Source organism: Acinetobacter sp. 10FS3-1 (genome assembly GCF_013343215.1).
Taxonomy (GTDB): domain Bacteria; phylum Pseudomonadota; class Gammaproteobacteria; order Pseudomonadales; family Moraxellaceae; genus Acinetobacter; species Acinetobacter lwoffii_C.
This window is the reverse complement of record NZ_CP039143.1, coordinates 2,061,787-2,079,280: the sequence shown is the minus strand read 5'-3', so window position 1 is coordinate 2,079,280 and position 17,494 is coordinate 2,061,787. Positions and strand designations below refer to the sequence as shown.

At 44.1% G+C, this 17,494-nt stretch carries 16 protein-coding genes and 1 pseudogene; 5 read left to right on the top strand and 12 right to left on the bottom strand.

The window, feature by feature from the left end:
- Window positions 1-70: 70 nt before the first annotated feature.
- The 4 genes from ruvA to E5Y90_RS09765 all read right to left on the bottom strand — a co-directional run bounded on the left by ruvA (window position 71) and on the right by E5Y90_RS09765 (window position 4,085).
- Window positions 71-673 (bottom strand): Holliday junction branch migration protein RuvA, encoded by a 603-nt coding sequence (gene ruvA / locus E5Y90_RS09775; RefSeq protein WP_174660120.1) that lies wholly within the window; start codon window positions 671-673, stop codon window positions 71-73.
- A gap of 118 nt (window positions 674-791) precedes the next feature.
- Complete coding sequence (locus E5Y90_RS09770; RefSeq protein ID WP_174660119.1) at window positions 792-2,132, bottom strand: deoxyguanosinetriphosphate triphosphohydrolase; 1,341 nt, start codon at window positions 2,130-2,132, stop codon at window positions 792-794.
- 172 nt (window positions 2,133-2,304) lie between these two features.
- Complete coding sequence (locus tag E5Y90_RS17385) at window positions 2,305-2,436, bottom strand: putative transporter small subunit (RefSeq protein WP_005097597.1); 132 nt, start codon at window positions 2,434-2,436, stop codon at window positions 2,305-2,307.
- Between the two features lie 11 nt (window positions 2,437-2,447).
- Window positions 2,448-4,085: a sodium:solute symporter family transporter gene (locus tag E5Y90_RS09765; protein ID WP_151205555.1), complete on the bottom strand. Its 1,638-nt coding sequence runs from the start codon at window positions 4,083-4,085 to the stop codon at window positions 2,448-2,450.
- Between the two features lie 1,363 nt (window positions 4,086-5,448).
- On the opposite strand from E5Y90_RS09765, the gene purL reads away from it, so the two are divergent.
- Both purL and E5Y90_RS09755 read left to right on the top strand, forming a co-directional pair.
- Window positions 5,449-9,282 (top strand): phosphoribosylformylglycinamidine synthase, encoded by a 3,834-nt coding sequence (purL, locus tag E5Y90_RS09760; protein ID WP_174660591.1) that lies wholly within the window; start codon window positions 5,449-5,451, stop codon window positions 9,280-9,282.
- A gap of 287 nt (window positions 9,283-9,569) precedes the next feature.
- Entirely contained in the window at window positions 9,570-9,887 is a 318-nt protein-coding gene (locus E5Y90_RS09755) for an NGG1p interacting factor NIF3 (protein WP_151205419.1), read from the top strand.
- A 231-nt stretch (window positions 9,888-10,118) separates the two neighbouring features.
- Here the strand turns inward: E5Y90_RS09755 and E5Y90_RS09750 are convergent, their stop codons facing one another.
- Window positions 10,119-10,865: a nitroreductase family protein gene (locus E5Y90_RS09750; protein WP_174660118.1), complete on the bottom strand. Its 747-nt coding sequence runs from the start codon at window positions 10,863-10,865 to the stop codon at window positions 10,119-10,121.
- A 102-nt stretch (window positions 10,866-10,967) separates the two neighbouring features.
- A complete protein-coding gene (locus tag E5Y90_RS09745; protein ID WP_174660117.1) occupies window positions 10,968-11,768 on the bottom strand; it encodes an enoyl-CoA hydratase-related protein in 801 nt (266 codons plus the stop codon).
- 103 nt (window positions 11,769-11,871) lie between these two features.
- Here E5Y90_RS09745 and E5Y90_RS09740 point away from each other — a divergent pair, with 103 nt between their 5' ends.
- Both E5Y90_RS09740 and E5Y90_RS09735 read left to right on the top strand, forming a co-directional pair.
- Window positions 11,872-12,441 (top strand): nicotinate-nicotinamide nucleotide adenylyltransferase, encoded by a 570-nt coding sequence (locus E5Y90_RS09740; RefSeq protein ID WP_174660116.1) that lies wholly within the window; start codon window positions 11,872-11,874, stop codon window positions 12,439-12,441.
- A 47-nt stretch (window positions 12,442-12,488) separates the two neighbouring features.
- Window positions 12,489-13,055, top strand: coding sequence for a YceI family protein (locus E5Y90_RS09735; protein WP_174660115.1), 567 nt, complete (start codon window positions 12,489-12,491; stop codon window positions 13,053-13,055).
- An 8-nt stretch (window positions 13,056-13,063) separates the two neighbouring features.
- Here E5Y90_RS09735 and E5Y90_RS09730 read toward each other — a convergent pair whose 3' ends face one another.
- A complete protein-coding gene (locus E5Y90_RS09730; protein ID WP_174660114.1) occupies window positions 13,064-13,246 on the bottom strand; it encodes a hypothetical protein in 183 nt (60 codons plus the stop codon).
- Window positions 13,247-13,353: 107 nt separating this feature from the next.
- Between E5Y90_RS09730 and E5Y90_RS09725 the strand changes: the two are divergent.
- Window positions 13,354-13,981: pseudogene (locus E5Y90_RS09725) on the top strand (LysE/ArgO family amino acid transporter).
- Between the two features lie 73 nt (window positions 13,982-14,054).
- On the opposite strand, the gene E5Y90_RS09720 reads toward E5Y90_RS09725, so the two are convergent.
- The 5 genes from E5Y90_RS09720 to dapD form a co-directional block, all read right to left on the bottom strand.
- Window positions 14,055-14,513, bottom strand: a complete 459-nt coding sequence (locus E5Y90_RS09720) for a peroxiredoxin (protein WP_174660113.1) — start codon at window positions 14,511-14,513, stop codon at window positions 14,055-14,057.
- Between the two features lie 78 nt (window positions 14,514-14,591).
- Window positions 14,592-15,002, bottom strand: a complete 411-nt coding sequence (locus E5Y90_RS09715; protein WP_151205363.1) for a hypothetical protein — start codon at window positions 15,000-15,002, stop codon at window positions 14,592-14,594.
- 16 nt (window positions 15,003-15,018) lie between these two features.
- Window positions 15,019-15,687: a 7-cyano-7-deazaguanine synthase QueC gene (gene queC, locus E5Y90_RS09710; RefSeq protein ID WP_174660112.1), complete on the bottom strand. Its 669-nt coding sequence runs from the start codon at window positions 15,685-15,687 to the stop codon at window positions 15,019-15,021.
- A gap of 32 nt (window positions 15,688-15,719) precedes the next feature.
- Window positions 15,720-16,430: a 7-carboxy-7-deazaguanine synthase QueE gene (gene queE / locus E5Y90_RS09705; RefSeq protein WP_174660111.1), complete on the bottom strand. Its 711-nt coding sequence runs from the start codon at window positions 16,428-16,430 to the stop codon at window positions 15,720-15,722.
- A gap of 126 nt (window positions 16,431-16,556) precedes the next feature.
- On the bottom strand, window positions 16,557-17,378 hold the full coding sequence (gene dapD, locus E5Y90_RS09700; RefSeq protein ID WP_174660110.1) for a 2,3,4,5-tetrahydropyridine-2,6-dicarboxylate N-succinyltransferase: 822 nt from the start codon (window positions 17,376-17,378) through the stop codon (window positions 16,557-16,559).
- Between the last annotated feature and the right edge of the window lie 116 nt (window positions 17,379-17,494).

Genomic DNA, 17,494 nt, shown 5'->3' with positions numbered 1-17,494 from the left:
ACGGACGACATCCATGTCGTCTAACGTGTAGTAAAACTAAGTGCTTAACATATGTGGTTGACGTTAATCATTAGCGATTCATTGATTTTAAAGCCGCACGGATAATATCGCTGGCTTCAGTAAACTCGCCTTTGGCTGCGTTGACCAGTTTCTGTGCCTCAGCTGGTTTATAACCGAGTGATTGTAAGGCCGCTTCGGCTTCGGCCACTGCAGAATTCCCCATAAACTGAATCTGGGGGGCAGTAGAATTGGCCGGTGTGGTACCTGTGGCCATCGCCTTAAAGCGGTCTCGCAGCTCAATCATCAGGCGTTCAGCGGTTTTTTTGCCCACCCCCGGTACTTTGACCAAGGTGTTGAGATCTTCGTTCTCAACTGTGTGAATCAGCATTTCTACACTTAACGTTGACAGAATACCCAGTGCCATTTTTGGGCCAACGCCATTCACCTTTAATAAGGTCCGGAAAATGGTTTTTTCCTGGGCATTTAAAAAGCCATAGAGTAACTGCGCATCTTCACGTACGGCCAGATGTGTCCACAGGGTAAGGTGCTGACCTTTCTGGAGCTGGCAAAAGGTGGTAAGTGGTGTATCAATTTCATAACCCACGCCATTTACATTTAACAGGACAGTCGGTGCTTCAAGCGCCAGTACTTCACCAATTAGGCATCCAATCATCTTTTATCATCACTAAATTCAGTTTGTAGCATAGTAGTCAGCATTTTCAGTAAAGGCAAAACCACTGCTGCACAATGGGGGATTTTACTGTCAGAATCACTTAATACAGCAGGATATTTTATAATAATCCGACTTTATTACCCTGTAATTCCTGTGACAGGTTATAGGCCTGATGATCAGAAAATTTTGAGATAATATCCAGGACCTGCATAATATTTTCATAATGGCTGGCTGTGAAATTCGCACCTGAGCGTTGCAGAATCGACATCAGGCGCTGTTCCTTAAAGCTCAGCGTTTTATGCGGTATAGTCAGCGGAATAAATGCATCCAGAATATTCTGCAAGCATTGATGAGCAATGATTTCCAGTCCTGCTTTTTGCGGATGCTCAAAAATCCTGTCACGCGCCAGTTCTTTGGCCCGGTCAATCCCGCTTTCAATATCTGCTGTGCAATATTGCAATAACCCACCCTGTAACTGACCCGATAAAATCTGGTCATGATGTCGGGCAAAGGCCGTGGTCACTTCATTCACCAAACGTTTCATCACGCGGCCGCGCAAGGCGGCAATTTTCTGCTGCCAGGTAGTATTGTCCATGGCTATCTCGGATGGAACACCATAGTCGCCTAACAGATTTAAAAATACCGGCTCTACTTCCTCATAACTCAGCATATTCAGGCTGATGCCATCTTCCAGGTCAATCAGGGCATAACAGATGTCATCGGCTGCTTCGAGCAGATAGGTGAGTGGGTGACGGCAGTATTGATACTCGTCTAACTGGATCAGTCCAAGCTCTTCTGCGATCTGTTTTAAAATGTCTTTTTCTGCCTGATAACAGCCAAATTTGGCTCGTTGACTGGCCGGGCGGTCCCCTTGAGATGCAATGGTTTTGGACAGCCACGGATATTTTAAATAAGCGCCTAAAGTGGCATATGTCAGGCGCATGCCGCCGTCGTTGGGATGATAGTCAATCTTGGTCAGCAAGCGCAGACCTTGGGCATTGCCCTCAAACTGGCGTACATCGGCTTCCTGCTCGGCACTCAAATCTTTTAAAAAGTCCGTATGCGATACATCATCAAACCATTCCCGAATTGCATATTCACCCGCATGGCCAAAGGGCGGATTACCAATATCATGTGCCAGACAGGCCGCCTGAATAATGGCACCGACATCGGCCGGGGAAATCCAGGGTGGCAGCCGGTCTTTAATTTTCTCTGCTGCCAGCATTCCCAGCGAGCGTCCAATACAGGACACTTCAAGCGAATGGGTTAAACGGGTGTGAATCCCGTCATGCTGGGTCAGGGGGTGAACCTGCGTTTTACGGTTCAGCTGCCGGAAGCTCTGGGAAAAAATAATCCGGTCATAATCTTTATGGAACGGGCTGCGGGCCAGTTCAGTACTTTGCTTTTTACTACCAATCCGAACTGTGGAAAGCAGTTCTAACCAACGCATTTGAGTCATTTATCATTATTCAGTTCTTTGCTCTGTGCATCATGCCAAAAAAGTGACGACAGCACTAGGGTGCTGCGACATAAATTGTCGGAACACACAAAACTCTGTGGAAATTTCAGTTGAACAGTTGCCATAAAAAACAGGTCATATTGACCTGTTTTTGTCTCATGGGAGTGGTGTACTAAAGCAAATCTTCACCACTGATCTTGGCTTCCTGGATGTCTTTATAGACTCCCATACAAATGACGAACAGAATCATCGTCGCCACCAATGGCCAAAAAAGTACATATAGGGTCATAAATTGACTACTCATCTGAAATCTCCTTATTTACTTTTCTCAGATACCTGGTGAAACTCAATCACCATTTTATTGATTTGTTTAAAATCAAATCGTTCTTTGCTATTCATTAAAGTCAGGACGGTACAGACAATGGCGCTGCTGCCATAGGCGGTCAGAGAACTCAATAGCGTGCCATAATCACGCAGGAAGCCGATGGTCCATGGAAGGAAGCCGATACTGGCCAGAATGCCGACCACCAGGCCAACTTTCTTGCCAAAGAAGCCAAAGCTCATCAGACCCAGTACCACACCAATACCGAGGGTCGCCATAAGCTCAAAGCCAAGTGCGATCAGACCCTGAATCGGCAGCCATTCAAATCGAACCACCAGAAAGCTTAAAAATGCGATACCGACAGACCAGTTAAAGGCACGAGCATTGACCTTGTCCCAGTACAGGCTGGCAATCACCGGGAATACAATGGCACCCCAGAGCGCGCCGACAAAAATCAGCATCGCCAGAATATCGAATTTAAGCGTGGCAATTAAAATACCGAGCATGGTGGCTACAATCATGGTCATCCGGCCAATAAACAGCATCTTCTTCGGATCAGGACGATTCTTAGCAATCTGTTTGCCATAAATGTCGGTCATTACGATGGCAGACAGGGCAGATAAGTCCGAATCCGCCGTTGACGAAAGCGCGCCAATCACCATGAAAAAGAGTAAGGCCACCATAAATGGAGACAGATACGTCGCTGCCATTTGTGGAATCAGGTTGTTCAGGTTGCCATCAATTGGCTGAATACCGGCAAATAGTGCCAATAATCCGAGCATTCCTAAACCGACGACAATCGCAGCATAACCAATGGTTGCGGTAATGAAACTCGGTTTGATCAAGTCTTTACGGACTGCAAACATGCGTTGAGCAATGGTCTGGTTACCAATTGCATACGCCAGTACCGCCACAAAAAATGGTGCGCCCTGTTCTAAAAATGCGGTTTTTGAAAAGAAATCCAGTTGTTCCGGTTGCAGATTATGCATGCCGGTCTGGAACAGTGACGGGCCGCCCAGAGTAAAAAATAGCGTTGGAATAATGATCACTGCCGCCACAATCATGGCAACCAGTTGACCAAAGTCGGTAAATACCGAGGAGCGGAAACCTGACCATAAAGTATAGGACAGGACGCCAAATCCGGTAATCAAGACCCCATGGATAAAGCTGAGGGGAGACAGAATTTCAACCAGCGCACCTGCTGCGGTAAAGTTTACCATCAGGCTGATCACGCTCCCGACAATGTTGGAGCCGGCCAGAATCATCTGGCTCTGGTTGCCATGCCGCGCATGCATGATTTCTGCCAAAGTGTGCGCATTGGGTGCCAGTTCGCGGAAACGTTTGCCGAATGGATAGATAAATAAAATCATCAGTGCACCCCACAAACCATAGTGTAAGGCACCGGAAACACCATATTTATATCCGGACGAAGCTGCTGCATAAAATGAAGCGGCCCAGATCCAGGTGGCGGTCATACTGGCCGCAGACATTCCAAAGCCGATGGAGCCATTCGAGACCATATATCCATCGACATTTTCATTTTTTTGCTTAATGCGTAACGACAATAGAAAGGTGATGCCATAGAAAAGCACCATCAATAGTACAGTTGCTGTACTAGTGAATTGAAACATATATACTCCTTAAGCGGGTCACCTTTTGTTTTTGAAAATTAAATCATTGGCAACAGATTAAGGCTCTAGATTAGACAGAGCAGTGAAGCTACAGAAAATAAAAAACCAGTGTCTGAATATCAATTTGATATGCATATCTGCAGCAGAAAAGAGGATGGTTTATGCGTCCTAAATGTGGACATTTCCTCAACAATTGGCGTAGAGGTTAACATAAAATCATCAAATTTAATGATGAAGTCCTCAATTATGCAGATTCTTTGCTGATATAAGGCTATTTTCGATTTCGACATCTTCTAATATGTGGACCTGTGAGTGGTATATTTTTATAGGAATTACAGCCATTTATTGCAGGGTTTTTAATTAGAATAAAGATTGATAGTAGTCAGGAAATAAAAAAGTAACAAAATTTTAATATTGCCTTTTTTCTGCATTATGAGTCGTGATTTTTCTCATAATAGGCCACGAAATTAACATTAATTCATGTCTCATGCTGCCTATATATACTAAATTTTTACATAAGAATAGAGGCTGAGAATCAATTTGAATTTAAGCTTTATATTTTCAATTGATTAGCGTTTAATTTCACTCTTTTGAGTAAGGGTTTTAAGAAATATTTGAATCAATATTCTGGGTTAATATGTCAATAAAAACAGGCTTAATCTCTTTAAAATGTATTTAATAAAATAACCCTATTTATTTTAAGTCTCACTCCTTGTTAAAAACTAGGGTGGGGTCCTATATATATGAGATTCAAGTATCTTTAAATACAGCCCAGATATTAAAAGAGGTGAGCAGGATAATCTGGGCTGCCGGATATTATTGGAAGTCGATTGAAGCAGGCGACATGACTGTCTATGCCGGGTAGGACCAAAAATACAGCACAGCGAGGCAGAGTCTTGACGCGTACGCTGGAGCCCGGAATGAAGATAGCGGGATACAAAATATTGCGGTATGGCAACTCACCGACAGGACACAGAGACGAGCTGAAAAATGAACCCGAGTGTTTTTAGTCTATCTCGAGAAGCTTGAGCCTAAACCTATCCTCAATAAGGTTTTTATAGCGGCTCAAGAATAAGTGCTGTACGCATTTTAAGTAGACTTGTTGTTGAAAAATAATACAATTTTATTAAATAAAATTATTCTTCATCGGTTTTGATTTTTATTTAACAAATTGTGTTAGTCTACGCTACCCGATTCAATTTTCCTGCTTGAAAATAAAACAATATTTTAAAAATACAGAATATTTCAGCAGTAGTTTTCGTATTTGCCATCTAGCCGATTTCCTTATTTCACAGTAGAATATGCGCTCTCTCAAGTCACATTGTGGCATGGTTTACGACCATCCCGTGGAGCCAAAATCAGCATGTTTATTGTTGCCGGTGCACCTGCACATTCTTCATTTAAGAAAACTCAACTACTTTCACGTTTATCGTCAATTAGTTCTGTTCAATCAATTGAAAGTCAATGGGTCTACCTCTTTGACCAAGCGCTCAACGAGCAACAACAGCAATCCGCTTTGCAGCTTTTAAATGATGGTCAATCTTTTGATTTACACCAAGCGACAAGTGATGAAATCCAGATTTTAGTAACACCACGATTAGGCACCATTTCTCCATGGTCATCCAAAGCGACAGATATTTTCAAGAACTGTAATACCCCAGTTCATCGTCTGGAACGCGGTGTTTTATTTACCTTAAAAGGTGAAAAAGAGCTTTCTAAAGAAGTACTGCAGGTTTTACATGACCGCATGACTGAAAGCGTGTTTAATACGATTGAAGATGCTGCGGCACTGTTTACTGAAACAGCACCAAAACCTTTGAACTCGATTGATATTCTGGGTCAGGGCAAGGCAGCGTTAGTTCAGGCGAACAATGAATTCGGTTTTGCACTGTCTGATGAAGAAATTGATTATTTAACCGATGCCTTTAACAAGCTGGGCCGTAACCCGAATGATATTGAGCTGATGATGTTTGCACAGGCAAACTCTGAGCATTGCCGTCACAAAATCTTCGGTTCAGAATGGACCATTGATGGTGAAGTTCAGCCTTTGTCACTGTTCCAGATGATCAAGAACACCTATAAGGAATCACCAACAGATGTATTGTCTGCTTATAAAGACAACGCCTCAGTGATTGTAGGTTCTGATACGCAACGTTTCTATCCAACCAAGGAAGATAACGGCCAGCACGTTTATAAATATAAGAGCCAGGCTGCTCATATTCTGATGAAAGTGGAAACACACAACCACCCAACTGCGATTGCGCCATTTGCCGGTGCTGCGACCGGTTCAGGCGGTGAAATCCGGGATGAAGGTGCGACAGGTCGTGGTGGTAAGCCGAAAGCTGGCTTGACCGGTTTCACAGTATCTAACCTGAATATTCCTGGTTTTGAACAGCCTTGGGAAGAAAACTACGGCAAACCATCACGTATGGCATCGCCACTGCAAATCATGATTGAAGGGCCGTTGGGTGGTGCAGCGTTTAACAACGAATTTGGTCGTCCGGCTTTAAATGGTTATTTCCGTACTTTTGAACAGAACGTCAATGGCGAAGTGAAAGGCTTCCATAAGCCGATCATGATTGCAGGTGGTTACGGTAACATCCGTCCTGACCATGTAGAAAAAGATCCAATCCAGCCGGGTGACTTGCTCATCGTGCTGGGGGGGCCTGCCATGCTGATCGGTCTGGGCGGCGGCGCAGCGTCTTCTGTAGACAGCGGTACCATGGGTGAAAATCTGGACTTCGCATCGGTACAGCGTGAAAACCCGGAAATGGAACGCCGTTGTCAGGAAGTCATTGATACTTGCTGGCGCATGGAAGATGAAAACCCGATCGTTTCGGTACATGACGTCGGTGCAGGCGGTATTTCAAATGCAATGCCTGAACTGGTCAATGACCACGAACTGGGTGCGGTACTGGATCTACGTAAGATTCCATCTTTAGAGCCAGGCATGTCGCCAATGGAAATCTGGTCAAACGAAGCACAAGAGCGTTATGTGCTTGCGATCCGTCCAGAATCTCTGCCACTGTTTGAGTCAATCTGTGCGCGTGAACGTTGTCCGTTTGCGGTACTGGGCGAAGCGACTGAAGCGCGTCATTTAACTGTTGAAGATCCATTATTTGGCAACAAGCCGGTGGACATGCCAATGCAGGTGATGCTTGGCGGTACCCCGCGTATGAGCCGTTCATATGAAACAGTGGAGCGTAAAGGTGATGACTTTGATGCGTCTAAAGTCACTGACCTGAAAGATGCGATTTACCGCGTGATCAAGAACCCGACAGTTGCATCTAAATCATTCCTGATCACTATTGGTGACCGCTCGATTACCGGTATGGTTGCACGTGACCAGATGGTGGGTCGTTGGCAGATTCCTGTCGCGGATGCTGCAGTGACCACCACCAGTCTAGTCGGTTATAACGGTGAAGCGATGGCGATGGGCGAGCGTCCACCGGTAGCATTGTTAAATCCGGCAGCATCTGCACGTTTATCGGTTGCTGAGTCTATTACAAACATCATGTCAGCGAAGATTAAACAGATCAGTGACATCAAATTGTCTGCAAACTGGATGGCGGCTGCCGGTCAACCAGGTGAAGACCAAGCTTTATTCGAAGGCGTAAAAGCCATCGGTATGGAAATGTGTCCAGCACTGGGAATCGCGATTCCTGTGGGTAAAGACTCATTGTCGATGCGTACGACCTGGAATGACGAAGGTACAGATAAATCTGTGACTTCGCCAATGTCAGGGGTAATCACGGCATTTGCGCCAGTGACTGATGTGCGCAAGACATTGACCCCTGAATTGAAAAACATTGATTCTGTACTGCTACGTATCGATCTTTCTAAAGGCCAATTCCGTCTAGGCGGTTCGATTCTGGCTCAGGTTTATAAAGCGATTGGTTCAGTAACCCCTGACGTTGATAGCTTTGATGACTTGAAAGCTTTCTTTGCACTGGTTCAGGAGTGGAGCGATCGCGACCTGATCAAGGCCTATCATGACATCGGTGATGGCGGCTTATTGGCCACTGTTGCAGAAATGATGTTTACGTCACGTCTGGGTGTTGCACTCGAAGAACAATCTGTGCCTGCACTGTTCGCTGAAGAAATCGGGGCAGTTCTGCAAATCGCCAAAGCAGATTGGGAAGTATTGCAAGCAGAAGTTGCGGCTTCAAGCTTGAAAGATGCTATCTCTGTTGTGGGTACAGTCAACAATACGGACCAGTTGTCTGTAAATGGTCTGGTACTTGAGCGTGCCGATTTACAAGTGGCCTGGACTGAGGTTTCTCATCAAATCCAGCGTTTACGTGACAACGTCGAAACTGCGGATCAAGAATTTTCCCTGATCACAGACCAGTCCCACCAGGGCTTGATCGCTCAACCGACATTCGATTTGAATGAGCCAGTTGAAGCCCCATATATCAATTCACGTCGTCCAAATATGGCAATTCTGCGTGAGCAGGGTGTGAATGGTCATGTTGAAATGGCAGCTGCATTCGATAAAGTGGGCTTCAATACGGTTGACGTACATATGAGTGACCTGCTGGCTGGCCGTATCAGTCTGGATGACTTTGAAGGTCTGGTGACCTGTGGTGGCTTCTCTTATGGTGACGTACTCGGTGCAGGCGGCGGCTGGGCCAAATCTGTATTGTTTAACCCGCAGCTACGTGACCAGTTCGAGAAATTCTTCAACCGTCAGGAAACCTTCTCTTTAGGTATCTGTAATGGTTGTCAGATGTTGTCTCAATTGGCACCCCTTATTCCGGGGGCAGATGCATGGCCGCGTTTCCATCGCAACAAATCAGAGGTTTTTGAAGCACGTAGCGTCAACGTTCGTGTCGAGAAATCTCATTCTGTATTGCTAGAAGGTATGGAAGGTTCTATTCTTCCAATCGCTGTGGCGCATGGTGAAGGTCGTGTGGTTGCATCTGCTGAAAATCTGGCTGCACTGAATGCAGGTAATCAAGTGATTATGCGCTATGTTGACAGCCAAGGTCAGGCAACAGAGCAATATCCATTAAACCCGAACGGTTCGCCTGAAGGGATCTCTGGTGTAACTTCTCAAGATGGTCGTGCAACAATTCTGATGCCACACCCAGAGCGTAACTTCCGTGCGGTTCAGCATTCTTGGAAACCGGAAGACTGGGATCAAGATGGTGCCTGGTTACGTATGTTCCGTAATGCACGTAAGTTTATTGGTTAATTTTTATAAATTCATCTGAATGAAAAGCCGCCTTCGGGTGGCTTTTTTATTGGGTGATATTTTTCTTTTATTTTTTGCTCTTTTAAGGAATTAAACCAGTGATTAACTTTATGAAAAGAGAGAAATTTAATAGTATCTTCCAGAAAGGTAATTGCTGCTTTGCAGATGGTTTATCTGTTAAGTTTTTTAGCTGTTCCTCCAGCAGGTTCGCGAGTAATCTTTGATTAGACATCATGGTGGTTGATCCATATGATGGATTAATACTCCTAGAATATATACCAATTGATATGCTTAAACTCATTTACTACGTTCCTGAATCTCATCTTGAATCGACTAAACTTGCCATTTTTACAGCCGGTGCTGGAGGGATAGGCGATTATGAACATTGTGCCTGGCAGATTTTAGGCACTGGCCAGTTTAAGCCGCTGAAAGGCGCTGATCCATTTATTGGTGAGGTCGGTGAGCTTGAACAAGTTTCAGAATGGCGGGTAGAAACCATTGTGCCTGAACATAAGGCCAGTGAGGTGGCACGGGCGTTAAAGGCCATGCATCCTTATGAAGAGCCGGCTTTTGAGTTTATTCAAATGGTGGAGATTCCACTCTAATAACTTTTAAACCAATATTTGGTACACGGAAACGCCATCCGCACTGGTTTGAGGCAGGACTGAAGATAAAAAAAATCTGTGATGTATCGACAGTGAGAAGGTTTGAGCCGATTTTGTGGATGACAATACTTCGATGTTTCGACCTACTTTTTCCCAAAACAACAGTAGGTCGAAGCGAAGGTTAATCTCAAAATTAAGACCTTATTGAAAAAGAGTCCATCTGGAAGAACCTTAAACCTTCTGAATAAACAGCTCACGATCAAAACGGTACTGCGGGAAGAATACGCCATCTTTTGCACGCTCACCTGCTGCAATGACCATGACAGGATACTGTCCATCATTTAATGCCAGAATTTCACGTACCAGCGGCTCATCAAATCCTTCCATCATGCAGCTGTCAAAGCCATAAGCACGTAAGGCCAGAACCAGATTTTCACAGGCCAGTGCTGTAGTTTTGCTGGCCCACAGTTTGGCATCCGCAGGATTAAATGCTGATACCGGCATTTGCTTGTCCAGTGTACGGGCGACTTTGAACGCCACTTTCTTAAAATTGCCAAAGGCATTCAGATAACCGGTTTTGTAGTTATAGGGAATGTATTTGTAGTATTTCTTGACTGCAGGTGGAGCTTCTGGAAATGGAAACTCATTAATATTACGTTTGGCTATTTCATCTATACGGTCAGTGCGGGCAACACAGACAATCAGTTCAGATGCTGTCTTGGCAGCCAGCTGGCTCATGCAGGCTTTCACCAGGCGTTTCTTTTTGGCAGGATTTTGTACCACATAGAAGGTCCAGGGCTGCAAGTTCGATGAGTTGGGGGCCAGTAAGGCGAGATCCAGACAATCATCGAGCACTTCGGCAGGAATCGCTTTGCTGGTAAATTTACGTACCGAACGGCGGCTTTCAATTACCTTACGGAAGTTGTCTACATCAATATCTTGGGGAGCAGGTTCGTGGTAGCGCTTTTTTTCAGTCATGGTATTTATATTCTTTTTACAGTGATGTGGAAAGAAATGGGGGTGAAATATAAGAAAACCACCCAGCTTATCGAACCAAGTGGTTTTATAGACAAACTTAAATTAGTTGAATTGAGAAAAATCCGGCTTACGCTTTTGCATAAAGGCCGCAACTGCTTCCATCATTTCAGGTGAGCCAACACGCTGCATAAAGATGTCAGCTTCATGATCAATCCATTCAATAATTTCATTTAAATTATGTTTCATCAAGGCTTTGGACTGGACCAGAGAAGCCAGCGGAAGAGCTGCCAGTTGAGCAGCTTGCTGCGCTGCTTTATTATAAACCTCTTCTTCAATACTGTTCACTAAATTGGCTGAATGTGCTGTTTCACTGTTAAATTTTTGTGCAGTAAGTAATAACTCAGCCGCCTTGTGATAACCCGCCTGTTCAATTAACAATTTACTTGAAGCTCCTTCAGGAGAAAGTCCCAGACTGACAAAAGGAATCTGGAACAGGGCAGTATGATCACTATAAACTAGGTCACAATGCAACAGGATCGTTACCCCAATACCAATAGCTACACCACGTACGGCTGCAATCAAAGGCTTAGAAAATTTAGCTGCCGATTTTAATAAAATAAAAGGAGGGCCTTCCGCTGCAGGGGCCTGACCCTTCATTGCTGCATACTTCATAAAGTCCTGCATGTCATTGCCTGCACTAAAATCTGCATCCTGACCGCGTAAAATTACCACCCGGACACTGCTGTCCTGATCGGCTTCATCGAGGGCCTGGGCAATCCATAAGTACAATTCACCATACAAGGCATTTTTGGCTTCAGGGCGGTTGATAGCCAGCGTGAGTACGCCCTGATCTAAAATTGCGTTTAAATGCGGATGAGGTTGTTGAATACAGCTCAGTGTCATCGTACTATCCTTGCTTTAAAACTTAATTTAATTTTATGGCGTTTATTATGTCGCATATTTATTTAAACGACACAACTCTCGAGTCATAAAAAATTGATCTGTTATGAACTATACATTTGATTATCTGGTTTTTATTGGCCGCTTTCAGCCCTTTCATCTGGCCCATATGCAAACCATTAAAATTGCATTAAAACAAAGCCGGCAAGTGATTCTGGCCTTAGGTTCGGCACAGAATGAACGGAATATTAAAAATCCATTTAGTGCTGCTGAGCGTGAACAGATGGTTTTATCTAATTTTTCCGCTGAAGATCAGCAACGGATCAAATTTGTTCATGTGATTGATGTTTATAATGACCAAAAATGGCAGAAACTGGTCAAATCACTCGTCACAGGTGTCGTTGAACCAGATGCAAAAGTGGGTTTAATTGGCCATTTTAAGGATGAATCTTCCTATTATCTTAAGCTGTTTCCTGAATGGGAGATGGTCGAGCTTGAAAGCCTGAAAGGCGCAATTTCAGCAACGCCGCTACGTGAAGCTTATTATGCTGGGAAAATTGTTGAATCGGCTTTTCCTTTAGGAACCAGTGAGTTTTTACATCAATTTCAAAAAACACCTATTTACCAACAATTGCGGCACAAATACCTGACTCAAGACAAAACCAATCTTGAGTAAGCTAATAGCTCAAGGCAAGCAATTGCAGCGGCCTAGGAGAGAAGCAGATGAATGTCAGGATCGCGAAAAGCGTCTTAGTTGCAGGAATGCTGAGCTTAAATTTTGCTACTCATGCCACTCCTCAGCAATGGGAACTCACGCCAGAAACTCAAGTCGGTTTTGAGATCAAGTCGATGGGGTTGTCGATTGTAAAAGGTAAATTTGAGCAGATTCAGTCTAGCATGAGTTTTGATCCTGCAGCTCCACTCCATGCCTCCGCCCAGTTTGTTCTCGACATCAAAAGTTTGAGTTTAAATAAGCCCTCGTTGAGTAATCTGATTCTGGGAGAAGATTTCTTTGATGTTGAAAAATATCAGACTGCGACTTTCACGAGCCGTGAATTTATCGTTTTAGGTCCTCATCACTACAGTATTACAGGTGATTTATCCTTGCGGGGCGTGACCCGACGGGTGGTTTTGGATACTATCTTAAAACCCAGTATCAGCCAGCCCCAACGTTTGGATGTTGACGCGACGACAGTGATAACACGCAGTGACTTTGGAATGAAAAAAGCATTTGGCGGGATTGGAGAAAAAGTCAATATTGTAGTTTCTGGACAATGGCAGCTTAAATAGGCTCGGCTCTAAAAACGGCTCTGGTTTAATAAGGAGCTGGCCTGATGCAAGATCACTCCGGTTAATACCCTAAGAGCAGGAGATTGCTGCTGCCAGTGATGCCAATACCATGGCACATCGCATTGGCATTCTGGCAATGTCTCGACCAGTGCGCTATTTTCAAGACAGTCAGCGATTTGATATTCAGGCACTAAACCATAACCCACAATGTGTGGCTATGCAGATGATCTTGATCATTATAAATGACGGCAGGGGGCTTACATAGCGCCTCTCGCCTTATCCCTCGTTTAAACCACGACTGTACAAAAGCAGGGGTCGCCACCATGCGATACGCATCTTTATACAAGGGCTAGCTATTAGTTTTAGCCTGATTATTGCCATTGGTGCGCAGAACGCTTTTGTGTTGAAACAAGGATTGAGACAGCAGCATATCTTTGCCATTTGTCTCTGCTGTGCATTATCAGATGCCGTCCTGATTTTAGCTGGAGTTTTAGGTTTCTCACAGCTGATTCTGTTATATCCAGCATTGGCTGGACATTGCCAAGTATTTGGGTGCGACGTTCTTGCTGATCTATGGTGCACAACATTTTTATCAGGCCTGGAAAAGTGAGCAGCGCTTAATACCAGACCAAGATGCAGAGCCCGTCTTATATAAAGTCCTATGCATCTGTTTAATGCTGACCTGGCTGAATCCGCATGTCTACCTAGATACCGTAGTATTAATGGGGTCTATCTCCACCCAATATGCAAATGCACAACTTTATTTTGCTCTGGGAGGAATCACTGCCTCCTTCGTATTCTTTTTTAGCCTGGGCTATGCGGCACGTTATTTGCAGCCGGTTTTTCATCGCCCTCAAGCCTGGAAGATACTGGATATACTGATCGGCTGCGTGATGTGGTCAATTGCGATTTCTTTATTAAATTAAGTCTATTGGGAGCATGAATCTAAGAAAAAGACATGAAGAGAAACTTCATGCCTTTTTAGGGGAGGAGAGCAAGTTAAGCCGCTTGAAGGGCTTTTAAATCCTCTAGCACCTGCTCAGCATGACCTGCAGCTTTCACTTTGCGGTATTCTTTAAGCAATATGCCGTTATGGAAAATAAAAGTTGAGCGTTCAATGCCCATAACTTTTTTGCCATACATATTTTTTTCTTTGATCACATCAAAGTGATTACATAACACTTCTTCTTTATCGCTAATCAGATTAATCGTCAGATTTTGCTTTTCAGTAAAGTTTTGATGGGCTTTAACCGAATCACGTGAAATACCAATAATTGTGGTATTTAAAGCATCAAACTGATCTTTTAGGCATGAAAAACTGACCGCTTGAGTGGTACAGCCGGGGGTAGAATCTTTAGGATAAAAATAAATCACCAGCCATGGTGTATCCAGTTGAGCTAAATTGATTTCACCTGTCGTTGCAGGAAAATTCTGGTCAAGTAAACTGATCTCAGACATGACTACTCCAATTTCTATAGATTTTTCAAAAAAATAAGCCACATATTGTGGCTTATTCTAGCAAATAATCTGGACGGATTATTTCTTTGCTGCCTGAGCAGATTTCATCGCTTCTTCAGTTAAATTTTTCAATTTACCAGTCAGCTGCGGACCGAAACATGCTTGCAGATCTTTATTCTGTTTTTGTACAAACGCTAAAGTACCCGGGCTTTTTTTCTGGTTAATCGTACTTTGGATTTCCCATTTTTGAGCATTGGTCAGCTTGCCGTCTGCTTCTACAGCACAGCTACAATACTTGCTCACTTCAGCAGCAGTCAGTTTTTTGCCTTTAGCAGTTTCATCTTTACAAACATTGATCAATGCAGCTTTAACATTGGTGCTTTTATAAGCTTGTTGTAATTTGTCTTCAGCTGCATGGGTTGCCGTTGTAAACATTGCCGCAGCTGAAACGATCGCTGAAAGAACGATACTTGATTTTAACATTTTCATATATTCTACCTTGTCTTTACGGTATATAACGTGTCGGGTCTTCAACACCTGCGTCTGCAAAACCTTGTTTGCGTAAACGACAACTGTCGCATTTTCCACAGGCACGTCCTAGGTCATCTGCCTGGTAGCAAGATACCGTTTGACTGTAGTCTACGCCATGTTCCAGACCTAAGCGAATAATATTTGCTTTGGATAAATGTAACAAAGGTGTTTCAAATTTGAGCGCCTGACCTTCAATACCGACTTTGGTGGCAAGGCGAGCCATGTTGGCAAAAGCTTCAATAAACTCTTGGCGGCAGTCTGGATAGCCCGAATAATCCACTGCATTAATTCCGATTACGATGGCCTCAGCGTGTAAGACTTCTGCCGCTGCCAGGGCATAAGAGAGGAAGATGGTGTTGCGTGCAGGTACATAGGTAATAGGAATACCTTCCTGTTCCTGATCCGGGATCTCAAGGCTAGGATCAGTCAGGGCTGAGCCACCCAGGTTACCTAAATCAATATTAATTACACGGTGTTCTATACCTGCACGTTTTACCAAGGCACGTGCTGCGTCCAGCTCGGTGGTAGAGCGCTGACCGTACATAAAGCTTAGCGCAATACATTCATACCGTGCCTGCGCCCAAGCCAGACAGGTTGTTGAGTCTAATCCGCCAGATAACAATACAATGGCACGAGGGCGCATAACTGATACTCCAAAAATAACTTTATAAAAAATTAACGACCTGTTTCATCGTTCCATAACAACTTGTGAAGTTGCAGCTGGAAACGAACCGGGAGATGGTCTTCTAAAATCCATTGGGCTAAATCACGTGCCAGTGCAGGCAAGTGTACCGAACCTTTTTCAATCGCAAATGCGGGCGAAAACCAAACTGTACTGACTTTCTGCTTCAGTTGATAGAGCTCTACCTGCTGTTTTGACCATTCATAGTCTTCACGGTTACAAATGACGAACTTGATTTGATCATGCGGACTTAAATGGTCCAGATTAGAAAGCAGATTTCGTGAAACTTCACCTGAAGTTGGGGTCTTCAAGTCTAAAATTTTAGATACACGCGGGTCTACCTTTGACACATCGAGTGCACCGCTGGTTTCAAGCGATACTTCACAGCCCAAATCTGCCAGACGCTGCATCAAGGGCAGGGCATTGGGCTGCGCTAAGGGTTCACCACCTGTCACACAAATATAAGGGGTTTTAAAAGCGAGTGCAGTCTGAATAATATCATCCAGAGCTTGACGTTCACCGCCTTCAAAAGAATAGGTGGTATCGCAGTAGGTACAGCGCAACGGACAGCCGGTTAAACGAATAAATACCGTTGGCAGTCCAGCCGCATTGGCTTCACCTTGTAATGAATAAAAGATCTCCGTAATGCGTAAACCCGCAGACGGATCAGAAACAGGAATAGCAGAAGATCGAAGCATATTCATAACACTATTAACCACTGAAAAATAATTAGGTATAAAAATAAAAATCCCTACGATCATTGCTAACCGTAGAGACGAGGAGCGATTGAGGCCCCGAGGAACAATGAATGTTCCGCAGCAGACTACATCTTAATCTTCACGAAGTAGATCATTTAGGCTGGTTTTAGCCCGAGTTTTGGCATCTACTTTTTTCACGATGATTGCAGCATACAGGCTGTATGTACCACATTTAGAAGGAAGGCTGCCCGATACTACGACAGAACCTGCAGGAACCCGACCATAGTAAATTTCGCCAGTTGCACGGTCATAAATTTTGGTAGACTGACCAATGAATACGCCCATGGAAATAACTGAACCTTCTTCTACAATCACACCTTCTACAATTTCAGAACGCGCACCGATGAAGCAGTTATCTTCAATAATAGTTGGGCCTGCCTGAAGGGGTTCAAGTACCCCCCCAATGCCTACCCCACCTGACAGGTGAACATTCTTACCAATTTGTGCGCATGAGCCGACTGTAGCCCACGTGTCCACCATGGTGCCTTCATCAACATAAGCACCAATGTTCACATAAGAAGGCATCAATACCACATTTTTTGCCTGATAAGAACCCTTACGCGCTACAGCAGGAGGAACGACGCGCACACCCGCTGCTTTAAACTGCTCTTCGGTCCAGCCGGTAAATTTGGTATCTACCTTGTCATAGAAACGAAGGTCACCAGCTTCCAGCGGTTGATTGTCGTTTAATTTAAATGATAACAGGACTGCTTTTTTTATCCATTGATGAACTATCCATTCACCATTGATTTTTTCTGCGACCCGTAAAGTACCATTGTCCAGACCAGTAATTACGTCCTCTACTGCTTGACGGACTTCAGTAGGACAATCTGCTGCGCTAAAATTTGCACGGCCTTCAAACGCTTGCTCAATGATTGTTGAAAGCTGAAGCATGAGTTTCCTTCCGAAAAAAATTTCCAATATTTTACACTATATTTTTGGGAAAAAAGTAAAAACTCGGCAAGGTGATGGCTAATTTAAAAAGTAAAGTGATAAGTATAATTTCTTTA

Bases quoted from the DNA above. Each gene is read 5' to 3' on its own strand.
- ruvA (WP_174660120.1), bottom strand. From the start codon at position 673: ATGATTGGATGCCTAATTGGTGAAGTACTGGCGCTTGAAGCACCGACT.
- E5Y90_RS09770 (WP_174660119.1), bottom strand. From the start codon at position 2,132: ATGACTCAAATGCGTTGGTTAGAACTGCTTTCCACAGTTCGGATTGGT.
- E5Y90_RS17385 (WP_005097597.1), bottom strand. From the start codon at position 2,436: ATGAGTAGTCAATTTATGACCCTATATGTACTTTTTTGGCCATTGGTG.
- E5Y90_RS09765 (WP_151205555.1), bottom strand. From the start codon at position 4,085: ATGTTTCAATTCACTAGTACAGCAACTGTACTATTGATGGTGCTTTTC.
- purL (WP_174660591.1), top strand. From the start codon at position 5,449: ATGTTTATTGTTGCCGGTGCACCTGCACATTCTTCATTTAAGAAAACT.
- E5Y90_RS09755 (WP_151205419.1), top strand. From the start codon at position 9,570: ATGCTTAAACTCATTTACTACGTTCCTGAATCTCATCTTGAATCGACT.
- E5Y90_RS09750 (WP_174660118.1), bottom strand. From the start codon at position 10,865: ATGACTGAAAAAAAGCGCTACCACGAACCTGCTCCCCAAGATATTGAT.
- E5Y90_RS09745 (WP_174660117.1), bottom strand. From the start codon at position 11,768: ATGACACTGAGCTGTATTCAACAACCTCATCCGCATTTAAACGCAATT.
- E5Y90_RS09740 (WP_174660116.1), top strand. From the start codon at position 11,872: ATGAACTATACATTTGATTATCTGGTTTTTATTGGCCGCTTTCAGCCC.
- E5Y90_RS09735 (WP_174660115.1), top strand. From the start codon at position 12,489: ATGAATGTCAGGATCGCGAAAAGCGTCTTAGTTGCAGGAATGCTGAGC.
- E5Y90_RS09720 (WP_174660113.1), bottom strand. From the start codon at position 14,513: ATGTCTGAGATCAGTTTACTTGACCAGAATTTTCCTGCAACGACAGGT.
- E5Y90_RS09715 (WP_151205363.1), bottom strand. From the start codon at position 15,002: ATGAAAATGTTAAAATCAAGTATCGTTCTTTCAGCGATCGTTTCAGCT.
- queC (WP_174660112.1), bottom strand. From the start codon at position 15,687: ATGCGCCCTCGTGCCATTGTATTGTTATCTGGCGGATTAGACTCAACA.
- queE (WP_174660111.1), bottom strand. From the start codon at position 16,430: ATGAATATGCTTCGATCTTCTGCTATTCCTGTTTCTGATCCGTCTGCG.
- dapD (WP_174660110.1), bottom strand. From the start codon at position 17,378: ATGCTTCAGCTTTCAACAATCATTGAGCAAGCGTTTGAAGGCCGTGCA.